The sequence below is a fragment of the Agarivorans sp. JK6 genome, from assembly GCF_045277145.1.
GTDB lineage: Bacteria > Pseudomonadota > Gammaproteobacteria > Enterobacterales > Celerinatantimonadaceae > Agarivorans > Agarivorans albus.
In genome coordinates this window covers 3121239-3146262 of the sequence record NZ_CP113525.1, presented here as the reverse complement: position 1 = coordinate 3146262, position 25024 = coordinate 3121239, and the positions used below count along the sequence as shown (strand labels likewise).

The 25024-nt window shown below is 43.9% G+C and carries 21 protein-coding genes; 10 read left to right on the top strand and 11 right to left on the bottom strand.

The genetic code is table 11. From position 1 onward, the window contains the following. The first annotated feature begins 40 nt into the window (after nucleotides 1–40). Nucleotides 41–226: a hypothetical protein gene (locus OV592_RS14530; RefSeq protein ID WP_406609079.1), complete on the top strand. Its 186-nt coding sequence runs from the start codon at nucleotides 41–43 to the stop codon at nucleotides 224–226. A gap of 13 nt (nucleotides 227–239) precedes the next feature. Next, a complete protein-coding gene (locus tag OV592_RS14525) occupies nucleotides 240–1448 on the top strand; it encodes an MFS transporter (RefSeq protein WP_406609078.1) in 1209 nt (402 codons plus the stop codon). 152 nt (nucleotides 1449–1600) lie between these two features. Here OV592_RS14525 and OV592_RS14520 read toward each other — a convergent pair whose 3' ends face one another. Continuing rightward, nucleotides 1601–2434: a DUF2971 domain-containing protein gene (locus tag OV592_RS14520; protein ID WP_406609077.1), complete on the bottom strand. Its 834-nt coding sequence runs from the start codon at nucleotides 2432–2434 to the stop codon at nucleotides 1601–1603. Between the two features lie 330 nt (nucleotides 2435–2764). On the opposite strand from OV592_RS14520, the gene OV592_RS14515 reads away from it, so the two are divergent. Continuing rightward, the gene (locus OV592_RS14515) at nucleotides 2765–3292 is read left to right on the top strand and encodes a hypothetical protein (RefSeq protein ID WP_406609076.1); all 528 of its coding nucleotides are present in this window, start codon (nucleotides 2765–2767) and stop codon (nucleotides 3290–3292) included. A gap of 486 nt (nucleotides 3293–3778) precedes the next feature. On the opposite strand, the gene OV592_RS14510 is transcribed toward OV592_RS14515, so the two are convergent. Continuing rightward, nucleotides 3779–5239: a polysaccharide lyase family 7 protein gene (locus OV592_RS14510; RefSeq protein WP_406609075.1), complete on the bottom strand. Its 1461-nt coding sequence runs from the start codon at nucleotides 5237–5239 to the stop codon at nucleotides 3779–3781. Between the two features lie 578 nt (nucleotides 5240–5817). Here OV592_RS14510 and OV592_RS14505 point away from each other — a divergent pair. From OV592_RS14505 to OV592_RS14495, 3 genes are read left to right on the top strand one after another with little or no spacing between them, the layout of a single operon-like run. Further along, on the top strand, nucleotides 5818–6480 hold the full coding sequence (locus tag OV592_RS14505; RefSeq protein ID WP_338621771.1) for a hypothetical protein: 663 nt from the start codon (nucleotides 5818–5820) through the stop codon (nucleotides 6478–6480). Beyond that, complete coding sequence (locus tag OV592_RS14500) at nucleotides 6452–7192, top strand: hypothetical protein (protein ID WP_338621770.1); 741 nt, start codon at nucleotides 6452–6454, stop codon at nucleotides 7190–7192. Before OV592_RS14505 ends, OV592_RS14500 begins: the two co-directional genes overlap by 29 nt. A 33-nt stretch (nucleotides 7193–7225) precedes the next feature. Further along, nucleotides 7226–9175 carry an ATP-dependent DNA helicase RecQ gene (locus tag OV592_RS14495; RefSeq protein ID WP_406609074.1) on the top strand — a complete coding sequence of 650 codons (1950 nt, stop codon included), beginning with the start codon at nucleotides 7226–7228 and terminating at the stop codon, nucleotides 9173–9175. A 63-nt stretch (nucleotides 9176–9238) separates the two neighbouring features. Here the strand turns inward: OV592_RS14495 and OV592_RS14490 are convergent, their stop codons facing one another. From OV592_RS14490 to yiaY, 3 genes are all read right to left on the bottom strand, one after another. Beyond that, complete coding sequence (locus tag OV592_RS14490; protein WP_406609073.1) at nucleotides 9239–9598, bottom strand: nuclear transport factor 2 family protein; 360 nt, start codon at nucleotides 9596–9598, stop codon at nucleotides 9239–9241. Between the two features lie 132 nt (nucleotides 9599–9730). After that, entirely contained in the window at nucleotides 9731–10588 is an 858-nt protein-coding gene (locus tag OV592_RS14485; protein ID WP_406609072.1) for a helix-turn-helix transcriptional regulator, read from the bottom strand. A gap of 191 nt (nucleotides 10589–10779) precedes the next feature. Next, nucleotides 10780–11928 (bottom strand): L-threonine dehydrogenase, encoded by a 1149-nt coding sequence (gene yiaY, locus OV592_RS14480; protein ID WP_406609071.1) that lies wholly within the window; start codon nucleotides 11926–11928, stop codon nucleotides 10780–10782. Between the two features lie 598 nt (nucleotides 11929–12526). Between yiaY and OV592_RS14475 the strand changes: the two genes are divergently transcribed. Next, nucleotides 12527–15505 carry a carbohydrate-binding protein gene (locus OV592_RS14475; protein ID WP_406609070.1) on the top strand — a complete coding sequence of 993 codons (2979 nt, stop codon included), beginning with the start codon at nucleotides 12527–12529 and terminating at the stop codon, nucleotides 15503–15505. Between the two features lie 53 nt (nucleotides 15506–15558). Here OV592_RS14475 and OV592_RS14470 read toward each other — a convergent pair whose 3' ends face one another. Then, nucleotides 15559–15969: a ribosome recycling factor family protein gene (locus OV592_RS14470; RefSeq protein WP_246612317.1), complete on the bottom strand. Its 411-nt coding sequence runs from the start codon at nucleotides 15967–15969 to the stop codon at nucleotides 15559–15561. Nucleotides 15970–16099: 130 nt separating this feature from the next. Here OV592_RS14470 and OV592_RS14465 point away from each other — a divergent pair, with 130 nt between their 5' ends. Then, a complete protein-coding gene (locus OV592_RS14465) occupies nucleotides 16100–16480 on the top strand; it encodes an STAS/SEC14 domain-containing protein (RefSeq protein WP_152779438.1) in 381 nt (126 codons plus the stop codon). A 59-nt stretch (nucleotides 16481–16539) separates the two neighbouring features. Here OV592_RS14465 and OV592_RS14460 read toward each other — a convergent pair whose 3' ends face one another. The 5 genes from OV592_RS14460 to OV592_RS14440 all read right to left on the bottom strand — a co-directional run bounded on the left by OV592_RS14460 (nucleotide 16540) and on the right by OV592_RS14440 (nucleotide 23583). Next, complete coding sequence (locus tag OV592_RS14460; RefSeq protein WP_016402799.1) at nucleotides 16540–18537, bottom strand: BCCT family transporter; 1998 nt, start codon at nucleotides 18535–18537, stop codon at nucleotides 16540–16542. A 267-nt stretch (nucleotides 18538–18804) separates the two neighbouring features. Continuing rightward, nucleotides 18805–19107, bottom strand: a complete 303-nt coding sequence (locus OV592_RS14455; protein WP_016402800.1) for an AzlD domain-containing protein — start codon at nucleotides 19105–19107, stop codon at nucleotides 18805–18807. After that, complete coding sequence (locus tag OV592_RS14450; RefSeq protein WP_338621763.1) at nucleotides 19104–19826, bottom strand: AzlC family ABC transporter permease; 723 nt, start codon at nucleotides 19824–19826, stop codon at nucleotides 19104–19106. The genes OV592_RS14455 and OV592_RS14450 overlap by 4 nt, the downstream gene beginning before the upstream one ends. A 33-nt stretch (nucleotides 19827–19859) precedes the next feature. After that, on the bottom strand, nucleotides 19860–20684 hold the full coding sequence (locus OV592_RS14445) for an AraC family transcriptional regulator (RefSeq protein WP_406609069.1): 825 nt from the start codon (nucleotides 20682–20684) through the stop codon (nucleotides 19860–19862). A gap of 493 nt (nucleotides 20685–21177) precedes the next feature. Next, nucleotides 21178–23583, bottom strand: coding sequence for a M48 family metallopeptidase (locus OV592_RS14440; RefSeq protein ID WP_406609068.1), 2406 nt, complete (start codon nucleotides 23581–23583; stop codon nucleotides 21178–21180). Between the two features lie 250 nt (nucleotides 23584–23833). Here OV592_RS14440 and OV592_RS14435 point away from each other — a divergent pair, with 250 nt between their 5' ends. Continuing rightward, a complete protein-coding gene (locus tag OV592_RS14435) occupies nucleotides 23834–24217 on the top strand; it encodes a VOC family protein (protein WP_016402805.1) in 384 nt (127 codons plus the stop codon). Nucleotides 24218–24304: 87 nt separating this feature from the next. Continuing rightward, on the top strand, nucleotides 24305–24985 hold the full coding sequence (locus OV592_RS14430) for a helix-turn-helix transcriptional regulator (RefSeq protein WP_406609067.1): 681 nt from the start codon (nucleotides 24305–24307) through the stop codon (nucleotides 24983–24985). Nucleotides 24986–25024 lie beyond the last annotated feature (39 nt).

The window sequence follows — 25024 nt, the reverse complement described above, 5'->3', positions numbered from 1 at the left end:
ACTCCGCGCTTCTTTTGGTTACCTGCAAATAAATTACCCTATGTTTTCGCAATCTATTCTGGCTCAAATGCTGAGAATACTGCTGTTATTAAGCTTAACGTTGCTTGCTGTGCATCACTCGCCAGGCTTATTAAAGCTGTTGGCTGAACAGGCTATGAATAGCGGCTGCCATCAAATTAATGACGATGCATCGCAGCATCACTCTCACCACCATTCTCATCATTAAGTAAGAGGCTTACATGAGTATTTTTCGCTTTCCTGCATTGGTTTGGCTAGGCATTGGCATTTTGGTTATCTCGCTTGGTATTCGCCAGTCCTTTGGTATTTTCATGATGCCGGTATCAGAGCACTTTCAGTTAGGCAGAGAGTTTTTTAGCTTTGCCATTGCCTTGCAAAACTTGCTGTTTGGCATGTTCCAACCTTTTGTGGGAATTGCTGCAGATAAGTGGGGAGCAAAACGAGTGATAGTGCTGGGAGCTGCAGCTTATGCACTGGGTTTATATTTAAGCTCAATCGCCACGCTGCCTAGCATGTTGTATCTATCTTTGGGGGCATTGGTAGGGCTAGGGCTTAGTGCCACGAGCTATGTGATTGTGTTAGGTGCAGTGGCTAAAGTTGTGCCAGCAAAACATGCCGCAAAGGCTTTTGGCTTAACTACCGCGGCAGGCTCCTTTGGTATGTTTGCAATGATTCCAGGTGCGCAACTTATGTTAAGCCAAATGGGCTGGCAGCAAGCCCTGCAAGCTTTTGCTTTGTTATGCGCGTTAATGGTGGCGTTTGCCATGTTTATGAAAACCGCTAAACCTAGCACTGAAGATCAAGCGGTGCTAGATGATAAGCAAACCCTTAAAGAGTCCTTACAAGAGGCGTTTTCTCATAAAGGTTATTGGCTTATTCATGCCGGCTTTTTTGTCTGTGGTTTTCATGTGATGTTTATTGCCACTCACTTGCCTAGTTACCTCGCTGATAAAAACTTAAGTGCCACAACCGGGGCCATGGCTTTGGCCTATGTGGGGATCTTCAATATTTTTGGCTCGTATTTTTGGGGCGTAATGGGCGACAGATTTAGCAAGCGCCATGTTATGTCTGCCTTGTATCTTATGAGAACAGTGGTCATCGCTGGTTTTGTAAGTTTGCCGGTGACCGAAAGCACAGCGGCATTATTTGGTGGCGCTATTGGCTTTTGTTGGTTAGGTACTGTGCCGCTTACCTCTGGTTTGGTTAGGCAAATATTTGGCGCTCGCTACTTATCTACCTTGTATGGCTTGGTATTTTTTACTCATCAAATTGGCAGTTTTTTAGGTGCCTGGGTAGGTGGTCGTATTTACGATTATTACGGCTCTTACGAACCTATATGGTGGTCAACTGTGGCACTAGCTTTTATCGCAGCATTAATTCATTTGCCGATTAATGATAAACCGGTAATGCGTTTGGCAGCTGCGAGTTGATCCTATCAGGGTGATATAGATTTACCTCTTCTTAACACGTCTTTGGACAAAAGTGAGTTACAATCCATGAGCACTATGGCGTTTGGAACTATCTATAGTGTCTCAATAATGCTGCCAGCGCACATATAACAGGTCACATTAGTTGTGTTACTTTATTGGGTTAGCTGTCTGGTTTGTATTACTAAGCTTTCAGGATCGATGTAAGCTTCGTAAACATCCACTTTTGGTAGAGCTGAATGGATGATGAGAAAAAGCGTTTCACGATACTCTGTAGGCATTTTCTCACCTATAATTATCCTCTTTACTGCATCAGGGTTATAGCGGCCTCTCTGCTTCTTTATCCCAAGTCTGCGTTCTGATTCATAGCTCCATTCGTTAGATTTTTGGTGTAAAAAGTTAGCAAGCTTTTCGTCGCTGGGTTTAACCTCAAGTAGGAACTCACTGTAGAACCCAACGCGAGAAAGCTCCCCATATTTTGTTTTTGCATCAATAACATAGTCCTCCCGATTTAGTTCTTTTATGCTATTGATAAGTCTATGGTCCTCAAACTCGACAGCAAAGCCCCTTAAACCATTTGCGTAGTGGCCCCACATTAAGCGCCGCTCAATTGGTTCTCCAAACTCTTTGTCATACACAGTAAAACAACACCATTTTTGGTGACTATATTTGGTATAAGTTTCTTTGTGTTTGTTTCTTAAGAAAGCTAGAGTCTTTTTTTTAAGGCGTTTAAACCGTTCAGGTTGCATGAGGGCAAGTTCTAGCAAGTATTGTTCATAACTAATACTGTTCGCAGACTCACAATTAGTAGATTTTAAGATTTTCACAGCCGTAGATTCATCAACTTCATCAATGTTTTCATAATATAAGGTGGAATTAATATGAGTCTCAAAAGGATCGTTGAAGTCTTCAAGATTGGAAAACCAAAGATAATGGTTTGCCAATGATGACAAGCTGTATTGATTATCCGAAAAAAACCGATATAGCATTCACACATCCTCTCTTATGGCTATTCAGCGATCTTAATACTAAAACAGGAAAGTCTCAAAAGTCTGAATACTCAAGAGAAATATCGTTTAAACGCGACTACAGTTGCTTTGTTCGTTGAGTTCACCGCACTTAACGATGCGGAAGCAACCCTGATTATTTTGGCTGAGGCTATTGTTGGATATATTGAATTAGTGACTTTGCTAATACTGAATGACTTATCGCTATAGAAGTGCAAAACGAAGATTGAGTAGCGAATCAAAACGCACTTTTGCATTCGATTTTTTTATGTGCAAAATGGGTTGTGCATTCAATAAAATACGAGGCTTTTAATGCACAGCACAACTCAACAGTTAGTTAATCTTACTAATATATATCATACGCTAGATTGTTTAACTCAATTTGATCAAGCGCTCAACCGCTACAGTCCCGCATTATTTGGGACTTTTCAACAAGTTCTCTATTCCCAAACTGCAATGCAGCTAGAAGTTCTACAAGCCAGTACTTCTTCTAAACAGAACGCATGCCTTGGTTGGATCCCAAAAAACACAGTCTATACAGGACAAGACCCTGAAGATGTGTGGTTATCTAAATATATTAAAGATCTGCCACCGAGCACCCTTAAAACAGTACAAGAAGAAACCATTGTGCGTGTTTATCTCAACCGTATTTTTGACGAGTTCTCGATGCATACTAAGGAGTCAATGGAAGCAAAAGTCGAAATAATAGATTTACAAAAATTACATGAAAGTATCGAAGACCTGTGTGATAGGTACAGCTTCCCACTAGACGTAAAACCTATGACAAAGGACTCCATATCTTTTCTTTTGGGTACTCTTGAACAATTGGACAAGGGTTAGTTTATCGAGTTCGTCTAATTTTGGTTGCAAGCATTAGGAAAACTTAGCCATTTTACAAGTAAGGAAGTATGCATCTTAAATGCTTGTAACTCATTTTTGGGAAAAACACTTCATACATTCGATAGCCAAGACTGTGCTTTTCAATCCCATCATCTTCGCCGAGTAGCGCAAATAAACAAGGGAGCAGAGTTGAAGTCTGTTTGAGCGTAGCGAGTTACTTCAACTCCCTTGTGAATGCGCAACGGAGGATCTAAGAAGATGCAGGGCGAGTTTTCTTTTTGCTTAGCTAAGCTTTGCTCGTTGAAGCTTAATGACGTTGCCGCAGGCGAAAGCTTTTACTCTATAGCTAACACATAGAAGGGCCTAAGCGAGCTATCCATTACCTTAGCTAAACCTAGTCATCTACAATTTGTTGTTTTTAAAACATAAAAAAGGCCGCTCAATTAGCGGCCTTTGTCTGCTTGTTAGATACCCTGATAGCTCAACTTATGGGTTGTAGTTATCGTGAGTATTGGTCAATTTGTAGAACGTTACTTTTGCGTAGTCGCTATCGTTACTGCTGTTGTCTTGCAGGTAGATACCGGCTTTAAAGTACATGTAGTTGCTGGAATCATCGTAACCGCTGCCAGACATGTTGATAGTTTTGCTGGCTAGCTGGCTGCCATTTTGGCTGATCTTGGCAGTAAGTGAGTCACCATTCACCGTAATGGTATAAGAGAACTCTTCGTTCAAGGCGATACCGTTTGATGGGTTAGAAGTGCTGTTTAAATCACCGTTTGAACTCACCATGCTGCCTAGTAGGTTGTACCAGGTTTCGTTACCACCGTCTGATTTCGACGTTTCGTGGGCAAAGTAAATAGCACCATTACTGTTACCCGGTAGTTTGTGGTAGTAAAGGCGGATAGGTTCGTTCCCCTCTGCATGAATTTGCCCAATTACAATTCGGCCCACTTGCTCATTGTTTGAGCTTGTTGTGGTTACGTGATTTACTGCAAGGGTGGCGTCTAGTACACCGTCGATGCCGCCAAAGGCGCTTTGGCTGCTGCTTGGTATGCTTGAGAATGCCCAGTTGTTGTCTTTACCGCTAGTTGAATACGAGGTATCTCCGCGGCGCAGCATTTCGCGTAATTCGGTGCGGACATATTTGGTACCACTAGAGGTTGTTACCCCTTTAACTGGCGTGTAAAACACCATACCGCCGTCGCTACCGGTGTAAAAGTAGCTATCTTCGTAACTTGCCGCTAGCTCTACTTCTTTAATTGAAGTGGCGTAACCGTCGCCTTCATCTACTGGAATGCTTAGGTACCAGTCCAATAGATCAAAATTGCCAGAAGGTGCTTTAGACGCATCTAGATTGTGGTCACCGCCGCCGCTACCGCCACCTGAACCGCCGCCAGATGTATCATCGGTTCTGGTTAGCTCCCATTGCTGGTTAATGTTGCCGCTGCTTGATGTCCAAAGGTAGAGTGATTGGCGCAGTGCGGCGCCGCCATTACCATCGATAGAAAAGCCTGGTGCATTGCGTTTTTCAAAACGGTAGATCTCGGTGCCACTGGTTACTTTAACTTTCTTCCAGTGTTGGTCGTAGTTGCTGGAATCACATACCTCTAAGGTAACGGCTTGACGCTTAGCACCACCCGTTCCACCATCCCAACAAAGGCTAGTACCCTCTTTTTTGTAAGAGTAGTAACCACTTCCATGACTAATTTGCACCCAGTTTTGATTTACATTGGTGGTTTTGGTTGTCCATAGGTAAAGCTGCTGTCCTTCAACAGCACCGCCGTTACCATCAATTGAGTAGCCCGTTTCCATCTTTTGCATGTTGAAAGTTGCAGCAGTCGCCAACGAAGAAGATAGCGCTAGAACAACAAAGCAAAGTGATTTTTTTAGTGCTTTACCATTAACGAGTGTCTTGTTCGAATCAGTGCATTTATCAATAGGTTTCATTACTCATTTCCTTATTTGTAAAACCTTGTTGCTTATTGTGAAGTTACATTAAGGCAGACTAAGACGAGCGGGTTTATCCTTAGTTGCCCAGCCTTCTGCAGGCCACGGCTTACCAACTGCTTAAAAGTAAATGGCCAACAGCGTTCATAAACGTGATAATTTGTTTATGAAATTTGATGTTAGCTTTGTTGATGATGAAAAAATCAGCGATGCACTGCAATAATGTGTTTTTATAATACAATTGTTGTTATTTTGTGAACTAGTCATACAAATATGAAATTAAATGTTGCTTTGATTGTTTTTTAAGCTAAAGCAAGGTTTACCAGTTTTAGCCTTATTTGGTGGGTTTTTAGCCTTTTTAAGCTGGATTACTGGTTATTTTTGAATTGAAGACACTTTTGTCACTTATACAAAAACTTAAAATTGTATGATTTATATGGGCTTTAAGTTTGTTGAATGCTGGTCAATATGCTTAGCGGGTAATAAATAAGTTACTTTGTTGTATGTAACTTAAATGAGTTACATTTTACAAAGTAACTTATTTGGGTTACTTTGTTCTCAATGAAGAGGATAATACTATGCAGCAGGTAGCCGTTCTTACTGGGGACTTAGTTGGCTCTAGTGAGTTAAACAGCCAAGATTTTGCAAAAATTTTGCAGCGATTAAGTGCTAGTTTGGCTTTAGCCAGCGAACGCTACCAATGTCGCTACGAAATTTTTCGCGGTGATGCTTTTCAGCTGGTGCTAAATGATCCACGCCAAGCATTAGAATGTGCCTTAGCAATTCGTTTAGATTTAAAAGCCTCTGGCGATAAACACTTAGCCTTTGATGCACGTATTGGGATCGGTATTGGCGAGATAGATCCTTTGGCGGAGTTTGTGTCACGCTCAAATGGCGAAGCCTTTGTATTATCTGGGCGCGGACTAGATAGTCTTAAACGTCACTATTTGGGAATATTTAGCAACGACACTAAGTTTACGCAACGTATTGAATTGCTCACTAAATTTGCCGATCATCAAGTGCAAGAGCTTACCATTAAACAAGCGCAAGCCTTGTCGTTATACTGGCAGCTCACTGAGCCAAGCCACGCAGCACTGGCGGCGCAACTTAATAGTTCGCGGGTTAATGCCACTAAGTTGCTCAATCAGTCTCAGTACCAATTGCTAGAAGAATATAAACTGTTTTTTATCCAACTTATGGAAGAGTTTTATTATGGAAACACTGGCGCAATTCGCTCTTAGTATTGGCTTAGCTTATCTGTTGTTAGAGTTTTATTGTTTACCAAACTCTTGGCTCGAGGCCATTCAGCAAAGCAAGTTTGCAGCTGGTGGTTTGTATTTTCGCGCGCTGCTTATCACGGTGTTGTTTGCAGGCATAAGCATGTTGTTTGTATCAGCACTTGGCCCTTTGTTAGCAGCTATAGCGGCATTGTTTATCGCCAGTGTATTAATTGCTGGGGTAAGTGCTTACTTGCCCGATAGAAGCCGTTATTACCTTGGCCAGCAACTAGCCCAGCTTGCAGTATTGTTGCTATTGGTTGTGGAGCTAAGCCAAGCCTGGCCGCTAGTGAGTGTGCTCTTCGAGCAAGCGATGCAGGCCAAAGTATTAGTAATTATTTTTGCTTATTTACTTATTTGGGGACCATGTTCAAAGGTGCTTGGTTTAATCTTGCAGCGCTGGAGCCCACTTACTGAACAGCCAAAGCAAAATTTACCCATGGCTGGGCAGGCGATTGGCATGGTAGAGCGTAGCTTGGTGCTTACTTGTGTATTGCTCAATCAATTTGCCGCAATTGGCTTTATTGTTACCGCCAAATCTATTTTTCGTTTTGGCGACCTAAAAGATCATAGCGACCGAAAACTTACCGAATATGTAATGCTGGGTACTTTGCTTAGTGTTGCCGCCAGCGTGTTTATTGGCTTGGCTGCACATGCCTTATATCACGCCCTGTAGTTTAATTTATTTAACCACTAAGAGCTTACCTACATGCCTCAAGATTTATCTGCTCAGTTAAAACAACATTTTGGATTTGACGGTTTTCGCCAAGGGCAAGCACCGGTGGTTGAGCGCTTATTGGCTCAGCGTTCTTGTTTAGCGATTTTCCCCACAGGGTCGGGTAAATCGCTATGTTATCAATTTACCGCCTTGCAACTGCCGCATCTTACTTTGGTGGTGTCTCCGTTATTGGCTTTGATTAAAGATCAGCTGGCTTTTTTACAGGCTAAAGGCATTGCTGCAGCCAGTTTAGATTCCACCTTAACTGCGGAACAAAGTAAGCAGGTAATGAGTGAGGTGCGCAGCGGCAAAACTAAAATATTAATGGTCTCGGTAGAGCGTTTTAAGAACGAGCGTTTTCGTCAGTTTATTGAATCGGTAGCTGTGTCTATGTTGGTGGTAGACGAGGCACACTGTATCTCTGAATGGGGGCATAACTTTCGCCCCGACTACTTAAAGCTGCCGCAATACCGAAAGGAACTCAATATTCCTTTGGTATTGTTACTAACCGCTACCGCGACCAAAAAAGTTAAGCTAGACATGGCCGCGCGCTTTGCTATAGCAGAAGAAGACATCGTGCAAACAGGTTTTTATCGAAACAATTTAGATCTTAGTGTGCAAGCCTGCAGTAGCAACGATAAACAGCAACAGCTATTAGCGTTTATTCGCCAACAAACGGGTGCTGGCATCGTTTACGTTACCTTGCAAAACAGCGCTGAACAGGTGGCAAGCTTTTTACAGCAACAAGGCATAAACGCGGTTGCCTATCATGCCGGTTTTGCCAATGAGCAACGCCAGCAAACACAAGATGATTTTATGGCGGGCAAAGTACAGGTGGTGGTGGCCACCATAGCTTTTGGTATGGGGGTTGATAAAAGCGACATTCGTTTTGTAGTGCATTTTGATTTGCCTAAATCAATAGAAAACTACAGCCAAGAAATTGGCCGAGCAGGGCGCGATGGCCAGCTCTCGCACTGTTTAACTTTGGCGAATTTGGACGGTTTAACCACGGTCGAGAACTTTGTATACGGCGATACGCCTGAGCAAAGTGGCATAGAAGCCTTGTTGGCAAACATTCAGGCTGAATCTCAAGGCGAGCAATGGGAAGTGCAAATCAACAGCCTGTCTAGCCTTACTAATATTCGCCAACTGCCACTTAAAACGCTATTGGTGCAATTAGAGATTCAAGGTCTTATTAAGCCTTTATATGCCTATTATGCTGATTTTAAGTACAAGTTCTTAGTAGACAAAAGCGCAGTGCTAGCTCGCTTTTCTGGCGAACGCTTACAGTTTATTGAAGCGATTTTTGCTCATACCCAAATGAAAAAAATATGGGGTAGCCTTAACTTTGATGGCCTGTATCAGCAGTATCAAGCAGAGCGCTCCAGAGTAGTGGCCGCGCTAGAGTATTTGGCAGAGCAGGGCCTAATCGAGTTAGAAACCAAGAAGATTACCGAGGTATATCAAGTAAACGCAGCGGGTTTGGCCGACCCTCAACTTGCCAGCCGTTTAAGCCAGTACTTCAATGATACGCAAACTAAAGAGATTAAGCGGATTGCCCAATTGGTTCGTTTCTTTGAATTAGATTCTTGCTTAAGTTACCAGTTGGCGCGTTACTTTGATGACCACAACGCGCCTGCACAATGTTGCCATTGTAGTGTATGCCGCGGGCAAGTGGCTAAGTTGAGTTATTCAGCGCCGCTTAAGCAGCTAGACGATGCTCAAGTGTTTAATTACTTACAAGAGCTTAAACAACATTTAAGTGCCAGCCAACAAGCGCTGCTTAGCCCCATAATGGCCTGTCGATTTTTAACTGGGGTGACTAGTCCGTGGTCTACAAAATTTAAACTTCGCCAGCTAGCTGGGTTTGCCTGCTGTGAAAAACAGCCATACGCAAATACCTTGCAGCAAGTAGAGAGTTTATGGGAGCAGCTTGGTTAATAAGCTTGCTTAACAGCGGGGCGCTAAGACAAAGATGGGGCTTTAGCTCGAGGCGTTTTAGCGTTACTCACTAGGAATAGGAAGCTTATGAGCTTTAAGAAAACTAAGCTTATCCCAGTAACCGCGTTGTAACACGATTAAGCCGTTTTCAAATTGAAAGAAGCCGCATCCTCGTAAACCAATAGGATCTTTCCATTCCAGTATTGCCCACTCACCATCTTGGAATATGTTTTCTACAATACAGACCATTTCAGCATTAGAAAACTCGTTGCTAAACATTTGTTTAATGGCTGCTTTTCCAACAACGGGTTGATTCGCTACTTGATGGTTTACCGCGTTTTCGCTGTAAAACTCGGCAATTTTATCTGCATCTCCTTGGTTAAAGACATCTACCCATTGTTGAACGATTTGTTTTGGTTGCATTGCTATCTCTTTGTTGAAGTTAACAGGGATTAAATATGTTTTATCTAATGGTTAATTGCAATGGAAGTTAGCTTCTAGGCCGGTGCGCTTGGCTAACCCTCTACATTCAAGCTCTAATATTCAGCAGAGTGCTTAATGGTGGTCTCTCCCTATCAATTGGTATTGTTTAGGGGTCATACCATATTCTTTTTTAAACAGGCGGATGAAGTGAGAAATGTTGTCGTATCCTGTTTCAAAAGCAGTATCTGTAACCGACATGTTCTTAAGGTGAAGCTTGGATCTTTTTAGTCGCAGCTTAGTCATATACTCCTTCGGAGTATAGTTTGTCGTTTGCTTAAATTTTTGACTGAAGTTAGACAAAGACATTCCTACTTCTTCGGCCACCTGTGACACAGATATGCCGGCGTTCTCATTAGAGCCAAAGATACGAATAGCGATATTTATTGGATGATTTTTGTGGTGCTGAATAATCTCGTTACAGCTTTCAAGTTTCATCAACTCGTAGACCATTTCCTGGCAGGTTAGGTCGATAAGAAAGCGCATGTTCTTATCTTGATCCTGCAAAATCTCTTGAATTCGCTGGTGCAGTACCGCTGTTCTTTCTGAGTAAGCGCTAAGTGCAAAGGTTGAATCACTAAATTGTTGGGGAGGATCTAGTTGCAGGTTGTCAGCGACTCTTTGGCCCACATAGTCAATGATTTGATCGCCAAACTCGTATACCAATGCTTTAGTCGATTCTGGCATTGTCATGTGCACGCTAGCGTGCGGAGGAATGAGGATAAACTGGTCTTTTGTGTAAACAAAATTCTCTGATTGGTTCACACTCACCTTTTTCTCTCCGTCTAAAATTGTACACAAACGGGGCGCATCGTAAGAGCGGTACTGGTCAGAAAAGTGTTTGGGCAAGGCATAAAACAACATGTTTAGGCTATCTGTTGAGAGCGCATATTCGTGTTCGGCGATCCGACTAAAATTGTTGATTCTGTGCATAGTTCGCGTCTGCCTCGGTTAATAGAGTACGAAATATATACCGATCGTTGAATTGGCTTTTTGATCCTAGCCAGATTGCGGGCGTAAAGTAGCAGTATGGGGTGGGGGATTAACCTAAAAAGGCGGCGAAGTTACCAAGAAATTCGCCGCTTATTGTTTTGGTGATGCCTAAGCATCAAGCTAATTTTGCGTTACATTGCTGAAGCAAGAATCTCTACGATTTCACTATGGCTAGCTTGTTTAGGGTTAGTGAAACCACAAGCATCATTGAGTGCGTTCTCAGCCAGTACTTTAAAGTCATCAGCTTTAACGCCTAAACCTTCAAGCCCTGCTGGTATATTTACGTCTTTTGATAGTTGACGAATCGCTTCAAGCCCTGCTTCTGCAGCTTGCTCGGCACTTAGCTCAGCGATGTCTACACCCATTGCTTTGGCTACGTCGGCAAGGCGCTCTGGTACTACTTGCGCGTTATATTGCTGAACATGTGGCAATAAAATAGCGTTACATACACCATGTGGCAGGTCGTAAAAACCACCTAGTTGGTGAGCAATAGCGTGTACATAGCCTAGAGAAGCATTGTTAAATGCCATGCCAGCCATAAATTGCGCATAGGCCATGTTGTCACGTGCCGATAGATCACTACCGTTTGCAACTGCAGTACGTAGGTTAGCTTGAATCATTTCAATGGCTTTAATGGCAACTGCGTCAGTTACCGGAGTCGCAGCAGTTGAAACATAGGCTTCAATGGCGTGGGTTAGGGCATCCATACCTGTTGCAGCTGTTAAAGAAGCGGGTTTAGCTAACATTAATTCTGGGTCATTTACCGAGAGTAACGGGGTTACGTTTTTGTCAACGATGGCCATTTTAATGTAGCGGGCTTCATCGGTAATGATACAAAAACGCGTCATCTCTGAAGCGGTGCCCGCTGTAGTATTGATCGCAATCAGCGGAAGCTGCGGTTTTTCTGATTGGTCTACGCCTTCGTAGTCTTTGATTTCGCCGCCGTTAGCCGCAAGCAGTGCAATGCCTTTTGCACAATCGTGTGGAGAACCACCGCCAAGAGAGATAACGCAGTCGCAATTGGCTTGTTTTAGTAGCGCTAAACCTTCATTAACGTTGGTAATTGTTGGGTTTGGCTTGGTTTGATCGTAAACCACTGCAGAAACGCCAGCCTCAGCAAGCATGGTTTCTACTTTGCCTACAATGCCTATCTTATTAAGAACTTCATCGGTAACAATTAACGCACTCTTAAAACCAGATGCTTCAATATTAACAACAGCTTCAGAAAGGCAGCCTGCACCCATTAGGTTTATTGCTGGAATATAGAAAGTACTTGGCATGATATAGCTCCACAAAAGTTATTGGATTGTTTTATGATCTTCTGGAAATGGATGCTAACAACAGGCCGAATTTGCAACTAGCTCAGCTTTTAAAAAAGTAGCTCGTTTTTTAGTAATGGCTTTGAGTGCAGGTTTGCGAGCAACAAAACCTTTGTAAAATGTGATGGGCGTCTTCACTTAGGGTTTTGTATGCTCAGTAGCGACTCTTCATATTTTCATCATATATATACTGCTAATTTAATAATATATTTGAATTTTTATTCTATTGAATCTTATTAATATTTTTGTTCATAAAATAAATAATTGTTGGTAAAAAGGTCATTGCTGGTGATTTGATATCGCTTTCAAGTGGTGTTTATTAAGCTCAGCGTAAAATAAAAATAACATAGTAACGGGTCAACTAGCTTTTCAATCTGGGTGGGTATTCACCAAGCTTGCATAGTTCTTCCTAAATACATCGTTCTTCGGTGGCTACCTATTGAGCTACCGGTTTAGTGCTAACTGATCTCACTTTCGGGTGAGCTAATCGGTGCTGCGTAAGTGTGCACTATTCATTTATACCGCAGAAAAGAAGCGGTGATATTTAAGGACGAAAATCATGTCTACACAATGGCCTAAGTCGCCAATTGCATTGGCTATGTCGAGCGCGCTAGCGCTGGCTTTTAGCAGTGCACCGGTACAGGCAATTTATACACCTTGGGAAGGCTCTTTCCATCAATACCCCGATAGCTACTATGATGTTGATGGCCAGCTAGTAGAAGAAGCTTATGAAGAACCCGAACAAGTGCCAGGGAACGGCCTATCGCCTTGGGATCCAGCTGATGCAATTAAGCGCACCAGCCCAGAACATCAAAACTACCCTTTATCTGATTTAGCTAACCAAGGTGGCTGGACGATGGTTGAAGAACTCAGTGATGAGTTTGATAGCCCGCAGTTCAATGAATACAACTTAATGGGGAAAGAAAATGGCAAATGGTTACCTAACAACCATATTTGGGGAGGCCGAGCGCCTGCTGTTTTTGCTCCTAAAAATGTGAAGCAAGAAGGCGGTAAACTGCACCTAAGTATTGCCAATGATGAGTCTTATACTCCGCATGGATTTTGGAACGAATGGTACTACGGCTGGACTTCGGCCAGCGTTCAAAACGTAAACCCTATTCGTTATGGCTACTTTGAAGTTAAATCTAAAGTGGGCATTGGCTCTAGTGGCTTTTGGTTATATGCCGAAACCTTGGAAGATAAAGAGTATCTATCTCAGTTTAATGAGCCCGGACATGTAAAAAGCAAGCTTGAGCTAGATGTTTACGAGCAGTCGGGTCGTCGCTCAGAGTGGGCACCTTACTACAACATGAACTCTTGGGTATTTATTCACCAGGGCGAAGAAATGTCTTACGTGAATGAAGAAGGTAACGAGTACACCGCTTATCAAAACGGTGGTCACTGGAAAGCCGACATTGATTTTGCGGACGATTTCCATGTGTACGGTTTTTACTGGGGGCCTGAAGAAATTATTTGGTACTTTGACGGTAAACCGATCCGTTCAATGAAAAACCGTTACTACCACACGCCACTATATTTGCTGTTAGATACCGAAACCATGCCCGATTGGTTTGGCATGCCTAGTGCAAATGAGCTCGATTTTGCTCACCAAATTGAGTACGTGAGGGTATGGACCAACGATGAAACAGAGCAAAACTGGCGCGGTCGTTACTTTATGGATCCAACCATTAAAACCGGTGATGGCCTAAATGGTAAACCCGGTGAAAACCGAGTTGCAGCCGAATATGGCGGCACTGAAGCTTATCGTGAGAAGTGGGGGAATCCGGTTAGTGGCTCACCTGAAGTGGTAACGCTGCAAGGTATCGCAGCTAAGCAAAGCCATATCGAGATTCAAAGCGATATTCCTTATGTATTGGTGCCACAGTTTACCCCAAGCAACGTTACCGACAAGCAAATGAATTGGCTGTCTAGCGACCCTAGTATTGCTGATATCAACCGCTCAGGCATGGTTAGTGCGAAAGCTGCGGGCAGTGTAACCTTCACGGGTTCACATGCAGATCTTCCTAATCAAACCATTAGTGTTACCGCAGATATTCTGCAAATTGGTAAGCGTTTTGACTTAGAGCTGGTTAACTATGGCGCTACTGGTAAAGAAGGGGACGAAGTAGAGAACGATAACGTTTATGGCTGGGGTGTTGGTAATGGTGTTGTTACCTTTAATACCCGCGGCGATTATGGCGACTTCTTTGATGTAGACTTTGGCAGTGGTGGCACTTACATGGCAGGTATTTCTGCCGGTACTGACATCGCCAGCGGCATCGGCGCTACCATATTTATTGATGGTGTTGAGGTGCTAAGTGGTGATATTGCTTCCTCTGGAAATTGGAACGTTAATAAACGAACCGATTTAGCTGGGTCTTTCGAAGTAGAGCCTGGTACGCATAGCGTGCGGATTATGAGCTCGGGCAGCTCAGGTTGGCAGTGGAATGGTGCGCGCGCCCACTTTGTTCAAGTATTAGAAGGCGATGTTGATCCCGGCGACGGCGTTACAGACCCAGGTGACGGTGGCACTGACCCAGGTGACGGCGGCACCGATCCAGGTGACGGCGGCACAGACCCAGGTGACGGCGGCACAGACCCAGGCGACGGTGGTACTGATCCAGGTGATGGTGGTACAGACCCAGGTGATGGTGGCACAGACCCAGGTGATGGCGGTACCGATCCTGGTGATGGCAGCACCGACCCAACAGCTGTAACGCTACAAGCTCAAAGCTTTGTTGCTACTGGCGGGGCAAATGGTGGTTTTGAAGTTTATGATATTGCCGGTGGGCAAGGCATTAACTTTAACCAAACCGGTGATTATGCCGATTACACAGTAAATCTTGCAGCAGGTAGCTATAGCGTAAGTTTGTACGCCGCTACACCGATGAATGATGCTGGCGTAGAGCTAATACTAAATGGCGAGTCTATAGCGGTAAGCAGCATTAGCCCAACCGGTGGATGGGATAATTTCCAAAGCCGAGTGATTACCGCCAACTTAGTGGTAGCCACTGGTGGTGAGCAAGCCTTACGCTTAATCAGTGTGGGGGCAGATAATGCTTGGCAATGGAATGCCGACAAGCTGGTATTTACCCCTAATTCCGATAACGGTGCCACTAATCCAGACCCTACACCCGGTGAAGTAGTTATTTCTGTTGAAGCCGAAAGCTTTGCAGATACTGGCGGTAGCTACGATGGCTTTCAGGTATATGCTATTAACGGTGGTTCGGCAATTAACTTTAATCAGGCCGGAGATTATGCCGATTATCTGGTAACTATTGAGCAAGCTGGTACTTATAGCATGAGCATCGAAGCGGGTACTAACTTAGCGAATACTGGCATAGAGGTATGGGTGGATGGTGAGTCACAAGCCAGCTCAGCCATTACCAATACCGGTTCTTGGGATGTATTTGCGAGTAACTTGGTGAGCAACAACATTAGCTTGAGTGAAGGCCAACACACTATTCGCATTATGGGAGTAGGAGAAGCAGGTTCTTGGCAGTGGAATGCTGATAAATTCACCTTAACCAAGCAATAATCTGGTTAGCTTAAACCTTAAAAAGCCACGGCGTTATGCTGTGGCTTTGTTATTTATAGCTCTGCATCAAAACGGGCAAGTCGGGCTTCGGCTAATGAACAATCGGTTTGCTCAAGTAGCTCCGCCAAGGTGATATTAGGCTTTTCTTTTATTAATCGGGCGAGACGTTCGCTTTTAGGTTCTAACTGCTCTTGGTAGGCAGCTAAACGTAGCTCAAGCTTAGTGAGCAAATAAGCAAAATTGTCACTTTCTAGGTTTTTAATACGTGTTGATAAAGCACTAAGGGCAGAAGCTTCGCCGATTAGTTGCCAGTTTCTAGAGCGGCGAATTCGTTTTAACTGGCAAGCCGATTCCAATGCCAGCTGTTTAGCTTGTTTGGTATTGTCACCACCAATGCGATGAATCAGCGAAGGCAGAGCTACAGTGATTGCGAAGTCTTTGTTTTTCATAGGCGAATTTTGCATTCAAAGCTATCTAAATACAATCGCCAAGTGAAGCGCTGCTTATTGGCCCTAAAACTGATCATATAGGCTTGAGAGTGGGCAAATCTCAACCATACTGGTAAGGCAAGTTTGGACTAACAAGGAACTCAATATGACGATTCGCAGACACGGCATTACCGTGGGCATCGAGCGTGTAGAAACGCGCTTATTAGTCTCGTTTAAAGCCTGCGGTACACTCACTCATCAAGATTATCAAACCATTACACCGATCCTCGAGTCAGCCTTAGCAGAGGTTGAACATCCGCAAATACGCGCTTTTTTTGATGCTAGCGAGCTAGAGGGTTGGGAGCTTAGGGCGGCGTGGGATGACTTAAAACTCGGCTTAAAACACGGTCAGGATTTTGAAAGAGTGGCTATTTTAGGCCATCAACAGTGGTTAGAGTGGGCTTCCAAAGTGGGTAATTGGTTTATTGCGGGTGAAGTACAGGTATTTGAAGACGAGCAAAGCGCGTTGGTTTGGTTAGAAAGCTAAACACGCTAGGCTAACAGCCAGAGTATAGCTCTGGCTGTTAGGTTTATAGGCTTAAGCGATTAGGTGTTTTGCTGTTGTGCCTGTTGCATAGGGCTAGCCTCTTCTTCCAATATTTCTGAACTGGCTAAGTATAAGAAATGTAAGTGGCGCTCATATTGGCTAATTACATCGGCAATGATTTGGTCTTCGGTATAGCCAAACACATCGTATTGCTGGCCGCCTTGCAATAAAAATACCTCAGCTCGGTAATAGTTGTTGTGTTGTTCGTCGGCATAACTTGGCATCACAAAGTGACGTAAACGGATCCCGTAAGCGAAGTTTTCAGCTTCTTCTTTGTAAATCGTTAGCCTAATTTTGTCACTGTCTTCTATCAGTTTGGCGCTTAAGCCATTGGCTGAGAATTGCTCTACTAATTGAGTGAGTGCTGGGCGAGCTACTTGGCTTAAAAAGCTTTCAGCTTCTGGCTTTAAAGGGTGAACCAGCAAAGCATCTAAGCGCTCTTTCCAAGATATGTTGGCTTTAGAAAACTGCACCGAGGTATTGTGAGTTTGCACGCTGTTTTGCAGCATGTAGTCGTGTTTAAGCGCTTTAAACAAACCATAACAAAAGCAAAGCAATACAAACATAAACGGAAAAGCAGAAGCAATGGTTAAGGTCTGTAGTGCCGATAAGCCACCTGCAAACAATAATGCAGCGGCGATAAAACCAATCATTGAGGTCCAAAAAATACGTTGCCACAAGGGGGTATTGCTCTCGCCGCCGGCAGTGATGGTATCAATAACCAAAGCACCAGAATCGGCAGAGGTAATGAAAAATGTGGTAATCAGTAGTGCTGCTATCAGTGATAGTACCGACGACAAAGGCAGTTGCTCAAAGAATACAAAAATTGCCGTTGCTACATCGTTATTAACAGCCACGGCTAGTGAGCTCATAGCATCACCCGCAATCATGTGTATTGCGGTGTTGCCAAAAATGGTCATCCATAGGAAGGTAAAGCCAGCAGGAATAAACAATACGCCAACAATAAACTCACGGATCGAACGACCCCGCGATACACGGGCAATAAAGGTGCCCACAAATGGCGACCAAGACACCCACCATCCCCAGTAGAGTAAGGTCCAACCGCCAATCCAATCTTCTTTTCTATCGTAGGCGTAAAGGTTAAAGGTGCTACTTACCAACTCGCTCATGTAGGTGCCGGTATTTTGCACATAGGATTGCAGTAATAACTCAGTTGGGCCAAATAGCAATACGGCTACCATTAGCACTAAAGCCAAAATTACATTTAGGTTTGAAAGGCGCTTAATGCCGCCGTTTAAACCAAGTACCACCGATACTGTAGCAAGTGCAATAACAATCACCACAAGGGCTAGCTGAATCCACTCAGTTTGTGGCAAGCCAAATAAGTAATGAAGGCCCGCGTTAAGTTGCTGTACCCCAAAACCTAGTGAAGTAGCCACGCCAAATATGGTTCCCACTACTGCAAAGGTGTCGGTGGCATGGCCAATAGGGCCATGGATCTTGTCACCAATTAAGGGGTAAAGAGCAGAGCGTGGTAGCAAGGGCAATTTGTGGCGATAGCTAAAGTAAGCTAGCGATAGCGCAACTACTGCATATACTCCCCACGCGTGTAAGCCCCAATGGAAAAAGCTAATACGCATGGCATCTTTGGCGGCTTCTATGCTCATGGCATCACCTAAAGGCGGTGACATGTAGTGCATAACTGGCTCGGCTACGCCAAAGAACATTAAGCCAATTCCCATACCGGCAGAAAACAGCATGGAAAACCACGATAAGTTGCTGTAATCGGGTTCTGAATGGTCAGGCCCAAGTTTAATATCGCCTAAGCGACTTACCATCACACACACTACAAATATTAGGAATATGGCGACTGATAGCACGTAAATCCAACTCACATTGGTGCTAAGCCAAGTTTGTATTTGGTTAAAGTTGCTTGCAGAAATATCTGGAAACATTGCTGAAAATAGTGCGATGGACAAGGCTATAACTAAAGAAGAATAAAAAACAGGAGGGTTTATCTTGCTAGTGATATTCATAAAAACTCTGTGTTAGTTCGCGTGTTCAGCCCAACTGACGCGCGATGACTGCTTAGTCATTGCAAGGTGTTAGCCTGCAAATGTGTAAGCTGGGCATGTTACAAACCATGCCAAGTAAACAGCCAAAAAAGCACCTTGGTATTTAGCCACAGCAAAACACCAAACTTACATGTGCGTTGGAGGCCAGCACACTAACACAGTGTTGCTATATTATGCTTTGATCTACCTCCTTGTAGATATCTTAAAGTGTTTACCACTAGCTAATGATTAATGAATAAAGAAAAATACTGCCATGCTCACCACTGTAGTTATTAGTGCATTGCGGGTGAAGTAGGCTAATAGTGCAGCTAGCAGGGCGGCGAGCAGATAGGGATTGTCTAAGGATAATGCCAATTGTTGATCGCGAACAAATACGATCGGAGCAAATATGGCCGTTAGCACTGCAGGGGCTGAGTAGCTTAAAAACTGCAACGTTGTCTTGTTCAACCTAAGCGGAATTTTTGGCTCTAAGAACAGGTAACGGCTGGCAAACACAATTGCGGCCATGGCTAAAATAGTAAACCAAATCATTGCTCTTCTCCGCGCCACTTAGCGTAAGCTGTGGCTAAACCCATAGCCAGCAGAGCCGAAATGAGCAGGCCTCCAGGCACTGCATAAAGTTCACACGCTACCGAACTGACTAAAGCGATAAGCACACACAGTAAGCCCGAGCCATGTTTTATGTTTGGCACCACAATGGCGATAAAGGTAGCGGCAATGGCGAAATCTAGCCCCCAGCTGTCTAGGTTTTCGATATTTGCGCCAGCCACAATGCCCACCGCAGAAGCGATGTTCCAACCAAGGTAAAAACTTAAGCCGCCCCCTAATGCGTACCAGCGATCAAAGCGTTCTGCTTTGTCTTGATTGGCAATGGCAAACAATTCATCGGTAAGCAAATAGCCCAGTAACAGGCGCCACTTTAGCGGTAAACCGCTAATTTTGGGGCGCATAGCCATGCTGTACAGAAAATGGCGCGAAGTAATTAGCATGGTGGTAACCAGCATACTTAACAGGCCAGCTCCCAGCTTAAACATGCCGGTAGCTACCAATTGGGCTGAACCCGCGAATAAAATGGCCGACATAGCTTGGCTTTGCAAAGGGCTAAGGCCTGCCTCCATTGCATAAGAGCCCGCTAATATTCCCCAAGGCACAACGGCTATGGTGAGCGGTAATACCGCTAAGGTGCCTTTGGCAAATGCGGTGAGTTTATTAGACCAAGTTAGATGGTTTATATAGTCTGTACTGTTCACAATTTTCCTTGAGAGGGTAAAAGGCAGGCTTAGCTAAGCTGCAAGTTCCTTGGCATAACGGCCAGGAGAAACACCCAAAGCGCGTTTAAAGTGGCGGCTAAAATGGCTTTGATCATGAAAGCCACAATCTAAGGCGACATCCAATTGCTTGTTACCTTGGCGCAACAGTTGTTTGGCTAAGCGTAATCTCGCTTGAATTTGGTAAGCATGTGGCGGAAGACCGTAGCGCTTTACAAACTGCTTCACTAAATAACAAGGGCTTAAATTGACTAACTTAGCCAATTCGCTGAGAGAGACATTGGCTTGTGGTTGCTCATCCAAAAACTGCTTCACTAAACTAAGGTGATTGCGCTCATTAAAGGCAGAAGTGGTTGTTGGTCGAGTTTTAGCGTGCCGAGTCATTAACAAACTCAAGCTCGCGTACACCATACTCTCACGTTGTAAACGATTGTTAGAGTTAGCCAGTAATGCAAGGGTAGCGCGTAAAGAGCCAGCAACCACCGAGTCTTGCACCACTGCTTGGCTAAAATAGGGAGCGCCTTGTTGCTTAATGCCTAGAGCTTGGCTGAGTTGTTCAAATTGTTCAGGAGTGGGGTACATGGCCTGATAGGACCAGCCTCCTTCCGAGGCCGAGCAGCCAGTATGTACTTCATCGGCGTTCACCAAAATAATACTGTCTTGCGGGGCTATATGGTTGCCACCGGTGCGGTAAAACTGTTGCGCGCCGCTTTCAATCACACCAATGGTGTAGCCTTCGTGACTATGTCGCGAAAAGTTTTGCTGTTGATAGCGGGCATTCAGTATTTCTATACCGCCTAACTCGTCGGCAAGCTGATAACGTGCTTGTTCTTTTGTCATTGGCTTGCCTCCTTACTGGCCTGAAGAATACCAATCGTACCAAGTAACTGATCATTCTAACTGGTTAAAATGCTCGATAACTGCGTTAGAATTTTTGATTGTAGAATAACTACTTATCGAAAAATCCTGCCTTATTCTCGAGCATTTTTCCTGCGCTATTTCTGATCACTTACTTAGTGTGATTGGTATAAGCTGTCATCATAGCGCAGATTTAGCAGAAGGTTTTGTACAAAATTGTTCGCTTTGGGCTTAATTTGCTGAGTTAGTGCTAGGGCCTGTTGATCTTTGGTGTTGAAATTTTATCTGAACCCTTCGGGCAGCATTTCTTAGCCATTTATTCAGCGTTAGCGAGTGATTATTAAGCCCACTTAACTTCACACTCACTGCCTTGCCTAAATGGCTAATAAATTGCTGTAAAAACCATCAGCAAAGATCAACAGGCCCTAGTTACTCTGCTGGTGGTGGAAAACTGTGCTCTGAACGAGATAATGGTTTAAACCAAAGCGAGCTCATCGGCGGGTTCACTTATTGCTTGAGTATCTATACTGCTCTCAACCTCCATACATAGTTGGCTAAGTTCGGCGCATAACCAATAGTGCTTGTATTTTGCTGCCTTATAACTCTGTTCACAAATAAACATATATTGCGAGGGTTGAATAGTGGGGGAGAAGTCCAGTACGCCGCCATTCCAGCCTTCGATAAACTCAGCCAAGTTAGGGTATTTAGGATCCGGCAGGCTAATGTTTTTTGCTTCAATGGCTAAACGTTTAGTTTCTAAGGCGCACAAGTTTGTTTGCGCTAATAGTCGAGAATGAATTTTTGATTGCCATTCATCGTCTAGGTTGATTAGCGTATCGAGGATAAAGTGAAAACGCTCTAAGTTATTGATAATAGGCTCCAGCTTAGCCATGCCTTGCAGGGCGTTTAATAAGCTATCTAGCCGGGCACTTTGTTGGCTCGACATCAACGAACGACACAGCATAATGCGGTGATGTAACAGCTTATCAAAGGGTTTAAATTCATTTTGATGTTGCTTTATTGCCGCCGTAGATTCGGTGATTAAATTACCAACATCAACTCGATTACTCGCAGGCAGGTCAAACTCTTCCGGTGCTATATTTAAGTTAGCTTCATAATAAAGCTTTACTAAAGAGGCGACACGCAAGGTGTCTAGCTGCTTAAAGTAGAGCTGTTCTTGCTGCTTAAGCGGGATATGTTGAGTGTTAATCTGCGCGATGCAATCGCTTAAACCGCTGGGTTTATTGTCCACAAGGTTGGAGAGATGGAAAAAGCGTCCGCTGTAGATCTCTCCAAAAAACTGCTTTAGGTACTCGGCAGTTTGTTGTTTTTGTTGTTCATTCTCAATTAGGCTGTCGTTGCTCACCGTAAATTTACTGGGCTGTTTTATGCCTTGCTGAGTATAGAAAAAAGCACTTACCGACTCGCTTAAGGTGTCAATATCACCAATTAGTAAAGCTGCAGGTAATTCAGATTTAAAAATACCTTGGTCGCCTCGTGAAGTAACAAAAGCAATACGATCTTTATCTGCAGGGTGACTATCCCTGGTTGAGCTGTCTGTGTGCTGCATTTGCTGTTCTATTTTGCTCATCTGCGCTTTGCTGGTTTGCTTGGCTAAATTAGCAATCGCCAACGGTATATTCGCCAGTAGTTTGTTGTCATTCCAGGCTAGTTTATTGATGTCTGCTACTTTTTGCGCGGCTAAGGCCAGCTTACGCAGTTCAATGGCTGTGTTCTCAAACTGATCGCTACCCACAAAGCGGCTTTCGTAGCTGTCGGCGTTAAACTCCATTGCGCGAGACATATAATGAGTTAGCTTAAAGTTGAGATTAAACAAACCTTTAAAAATGAATCGAGTAAAGCCTATAGAAAGTTGAGCGGCAATAATTGCGATATTCATAACAAAGGGCATGTGTTCTTGTTTAGCCCAGTTTTGCAGGCGTAAATCCCATTCGTCGGGCTGGTAGGCTCGGCTATAAAACCAATGGTTAACGGTTTGCACAATATAGCGGGTTTGCATCGCCTGGGTTTGAGCAAAATGGCCAAACTCGTGCGCCAAAATGCCACTTAACTGGCGCATATTCATGCCGGTTAGTAAGGGCATGCCAATGGTTAGGCGTAACTCGCCTTTACGCAGGCTAAGCCAGCCGTTTAGGCCTCCGGCAGAGGCATTTACTTGGGTGTCTAAGCAAATTTCTGTTGGGCGCGGAACCGCTAGTTTGTCGCACATTACATCAACTAGATTGAATAATGCCGGGGCTCTTTTGGCTTGTAGGCGATATAGTTTGGGTTGCTGGTAAGTGGCAAATAAAGGCTTAAGCAAAAACAGAAACAGCACAATAACAATAAAATAAGGAACAACGAGGAGAAATTGCTTAGCAATGCCTCCAGAAAAATCACCGATATTTTCAACTAACACCGAGAAGTAAAATACCGAAAAACTGATTAAACCTACTAACATCAGCAAGTAAATAAGCGGAGCAATTAGGCTAATAAGTAGCGTGCATATCATGCCAATTCTGTACTCTCGGCTTACGCTAGAGCGAGGGAACTCTCCACTAAGCAGTTTAATAAAGTCAGCTTTTAGTTTAGGCGCACTATTTTGTCGAGCTTTGCTATGAGAGGCAGTAGGTGCAGCGCTGTTTGTTTCAAGCACTGCCATTTCTCTAAGCTCTACTCGTAGGCCATGCTCGCTAAATACTGCGGCAAGGCTTTTTGCCAAACTTAGTGAAAGGCTCTCTTTAAGGACATGTCCTTCAACCAAGTATTTTTGAGCTGTAGCGGGTGTGATATCTAAGGCTTTACACAGACTATGTACCACATGGTTATCGCGATTATTTCCATTTTGAGCGCCTAAACTCACTAACTCATATTTAGCCACTCACATTTCCTTGTGCTTATAGTGATAAATTTGTCGCCAGAATTTTTGCAAATAAGCTAATCAGATTCAATAGCTTGGCTTTAGGGTATAAGAGCTAATTGCAAACTATTCGAGCTAGCGCAGAATACTGGTCACAAAATAAAAACGCTGCTACTGAAACCCTACTGACAGGTAGTTGTCAGTAGGGGGGGGCTATAGTTATCTCACTGGCTGGCCATGGGGGCTAGCCGGTAACAGCAAGGAGATAGTTATGTTAGCAGTTGCACCTTTAGTATGGGCAGAGATCGCCGTTGCCAATATGGACCGCGCGTTAGCGTTTTACGCCGAGCACTTTGATCTAACCTTTCGCCGCGAGAATATGGGCGATATGGATATGGCCATTTTAGAAACCGAAGATCCAGAGGCTGCTAGTTTTGGTTTATGTCAGCATGAAATGATGAAGCCAAGCATGGATGGCAGCACCGTTTATCTGCATTTGAGCGAAAAACTTAGCCCATTGGTGGACAAAATTACTCAATCGGGCGTGCAAATCTTAATGCCTGTTACTGCCATTCAAGATGGCGAGCATGGTTACTTCGCCTTATTTGTGGATAGTGAAGGTAATAAAATAGGTCTGTGGTCTAAGTTCCAGTAATATCGACGTTGTTATGCAAGCAAATTTAGCTAGCTCAGCCTTTAAAGCTGGGCTAGTGTTTGCTCTGCACTTTGGCAGGGATGATTTATGAGACGGGCAGACAGACTTTTTCAGATAGTACAAATTCTGCGTATGCGGCGACTCACCACTGCCCAAGATTTAGCCGACCGTTTAGAAGTGTCCACTCGCACCATCTACCGTGACATACAAGATCTTTGTTTAAGTGGCATTCCCATTGAAGGAGAAGCTGGCGTAGGCTATTTGTTGCGCCAAGAAGTTAGCGTACCACCGCTAATGTTTAATGAAGCGGAGCTAGAGGCCATTCAAATTGGTATGCGTATGGTGCAAACCTGGGCAGGCAAAGAACTGTCTTCGGCTGCCAAGCAAGCAATGATTAAAGTAGAAGCGGTATTGCCACAACGCCTACAAGCCTATCAATCTTTAATGTTTGCCCCCGATTTTTACATCGACAGCGACCAATTCAAATACTTAGACCCTTTGCGTATTGCTTCGCAACAGCGTGAATACCTAGAGATTTGCTACCAAGATGCCAAGGCTGACTGCACCAAACGAGAAATTCGCCCACTGGCCATTTATTTTTGGCGAGGCACCTGGACCTTACTAGCGTGGTGCGAATTACGTGACGATTTTCGTAGCTTTCGGGTTGACCGAATTACCGAATTACATCATCAAGAACGGGTGTTTAGCCATAGCCCCGGAAAAGAGCTAGATGACTTTGTAGAGAAAATGGAGCAAGAAGGGCACTAAGTTTATGCCTTATTGTTTATTGGTTTCTTGATATTTCAG

What these genes read in the sequence shown, in the direction of transcription:
- OV592_RS14530 (WP_406609079.1), top strand. Translation starts at nt 41, where the DNA reads ATGTTTTCGCAATCTATTCTGGCTCAAATGCTGAGAATACTGCTGTTA.
- OV592_RS14525 (WP_406609078.1), top strand. Translation starts at nt 240, where the DNA reads ATGAGTATTTTTCGCTTTCCTGCATTGGTTTGGCTAGGCATTGGCATT.
- OV592_RS14520 (WP_406609077.1), bottom strand. Translation starts at nt 2,434, where the DNA reads ATGCTATATCGGTTTTTTTCGGATAATCAATACAGCTTGTCATCATTG.
- OV592_RS14515 (WP_406609076.1), top strand. Translation starts at nt 2,765, where the DNA reads ATGCACAGCACAACTCAACAGTTAGTTAATCTTACTAATATATATCAT.
- OV592_RS14510 (WP_406609075.1), bottom strand. Translation starts at nt 5,239, where the DNA reads ATGAAACCTATTGATAAATGCACTGATTCGAACAAGACACTCGTTAAT.
- OV592_RS14505 (WP_338621771.1), top strand. Translation starts at nt 5,818, where the DNA reads ATGCAGCAGGTAGCCGTTCTTACTGGGGACTTAGTTGGCTCTAGTGAG.
- OV592_RS14500 (WP_338621770.1), top strand. Translation starts at nt 6,452, where the DNA reads ATGGAAACACTGGCGCAATTCGCTCTTAGTATTGGCTTAGCTTATCTG.
- OV592_RS14495 (WP_406609074.1), top strand. Translation starts at nt 7,226, where the DNA reads ATGCCTCAAGATTTATCTGCTCAGTTAAAACAACATTTTGGATTTGAC.
- OV592_RS14490 (WP_406609073.1), bottom strand. Translation starts at nt 9,598, where the DNA reads ATGCAACCAAAACAAATCGTTCAACAATGGGTAGATGTCTTTAACCAA.
- OV592_RS14485 (WP_406609072.1), bottom strand. Translation starts at nt 10,588, where the DNA reads ATGCACAGAATCAACAATTTTAGTCGGATCGCCGAACACGAATATGCG.
- yiaY (WP_406609071.1), bottom strand. Translation starts at nt 11,928, where the DNA reads ATGCCAAGTACTTTCTATATTCCAGCAATAAACCTAATGGGTGCAGGC.
- OV592_RS14475 (WP_406609070.1), top strand. Translation starts at nt 12,527, where the DNA reads ATGTCTACACAATGGCCTAAGTCGCCAATTGCATTGGCTATGTCGAGC.
- OV592_RS14470 (WP_246612317.1), bottom strand. Translation starts at nt 15,969, where the DNA reads ATGCAAAATTCGCCTATGAAAAACAAAGACTTCGCAATCACTGTAGCT.
- OV592_RS14465 (WP_152779438.1), top strand. Translation starts at nt 16,100, where the DNA reads ATGACGATTCGCAGACACGGCATTACCGTGGGCATCGAGCGTGTAGAA.
- OV592_RS14460 (WP_016402799.1), bottom strand. Translation starts at nt 18,537, where the DNA reads ATGAATATCACTAGCAAGATAAACCCTCCTGTTTTTTATTCTTCTTTA.
- OV592_RS14455 (WP_016402800.1), bottom strand. Translation starts at nt 19,107, where the DNA reads ATGATTTGGTTTACTATTTTAGCCATGGCCGCAATTGTGTTTGCCAGC.
- OV592_RS14445 (WP_406609069.1), bottom strand. Translation starts at nt 20,684, where the DNA reads ATGACAAAAGAACAAGCACGTTATCAGCTTGCCGACGAGTTAGGCGGT.
- OV592_RS14435 (WP_016402805.1), top strand. Translation starts at nt 23,834, where the DNA reads ATGTTAGCAGTTGCACCTTTAGTATGGGCAGAGATCGCCGTTGCCAAT.
- OV592_RS14430 (WP_406609067.1), top strand. Translation starts at nt 24,305, where the DNA reads ATGAGACGGGCAGACAGACTTTTTCAGATAGTACAAATTCTGCGTATG.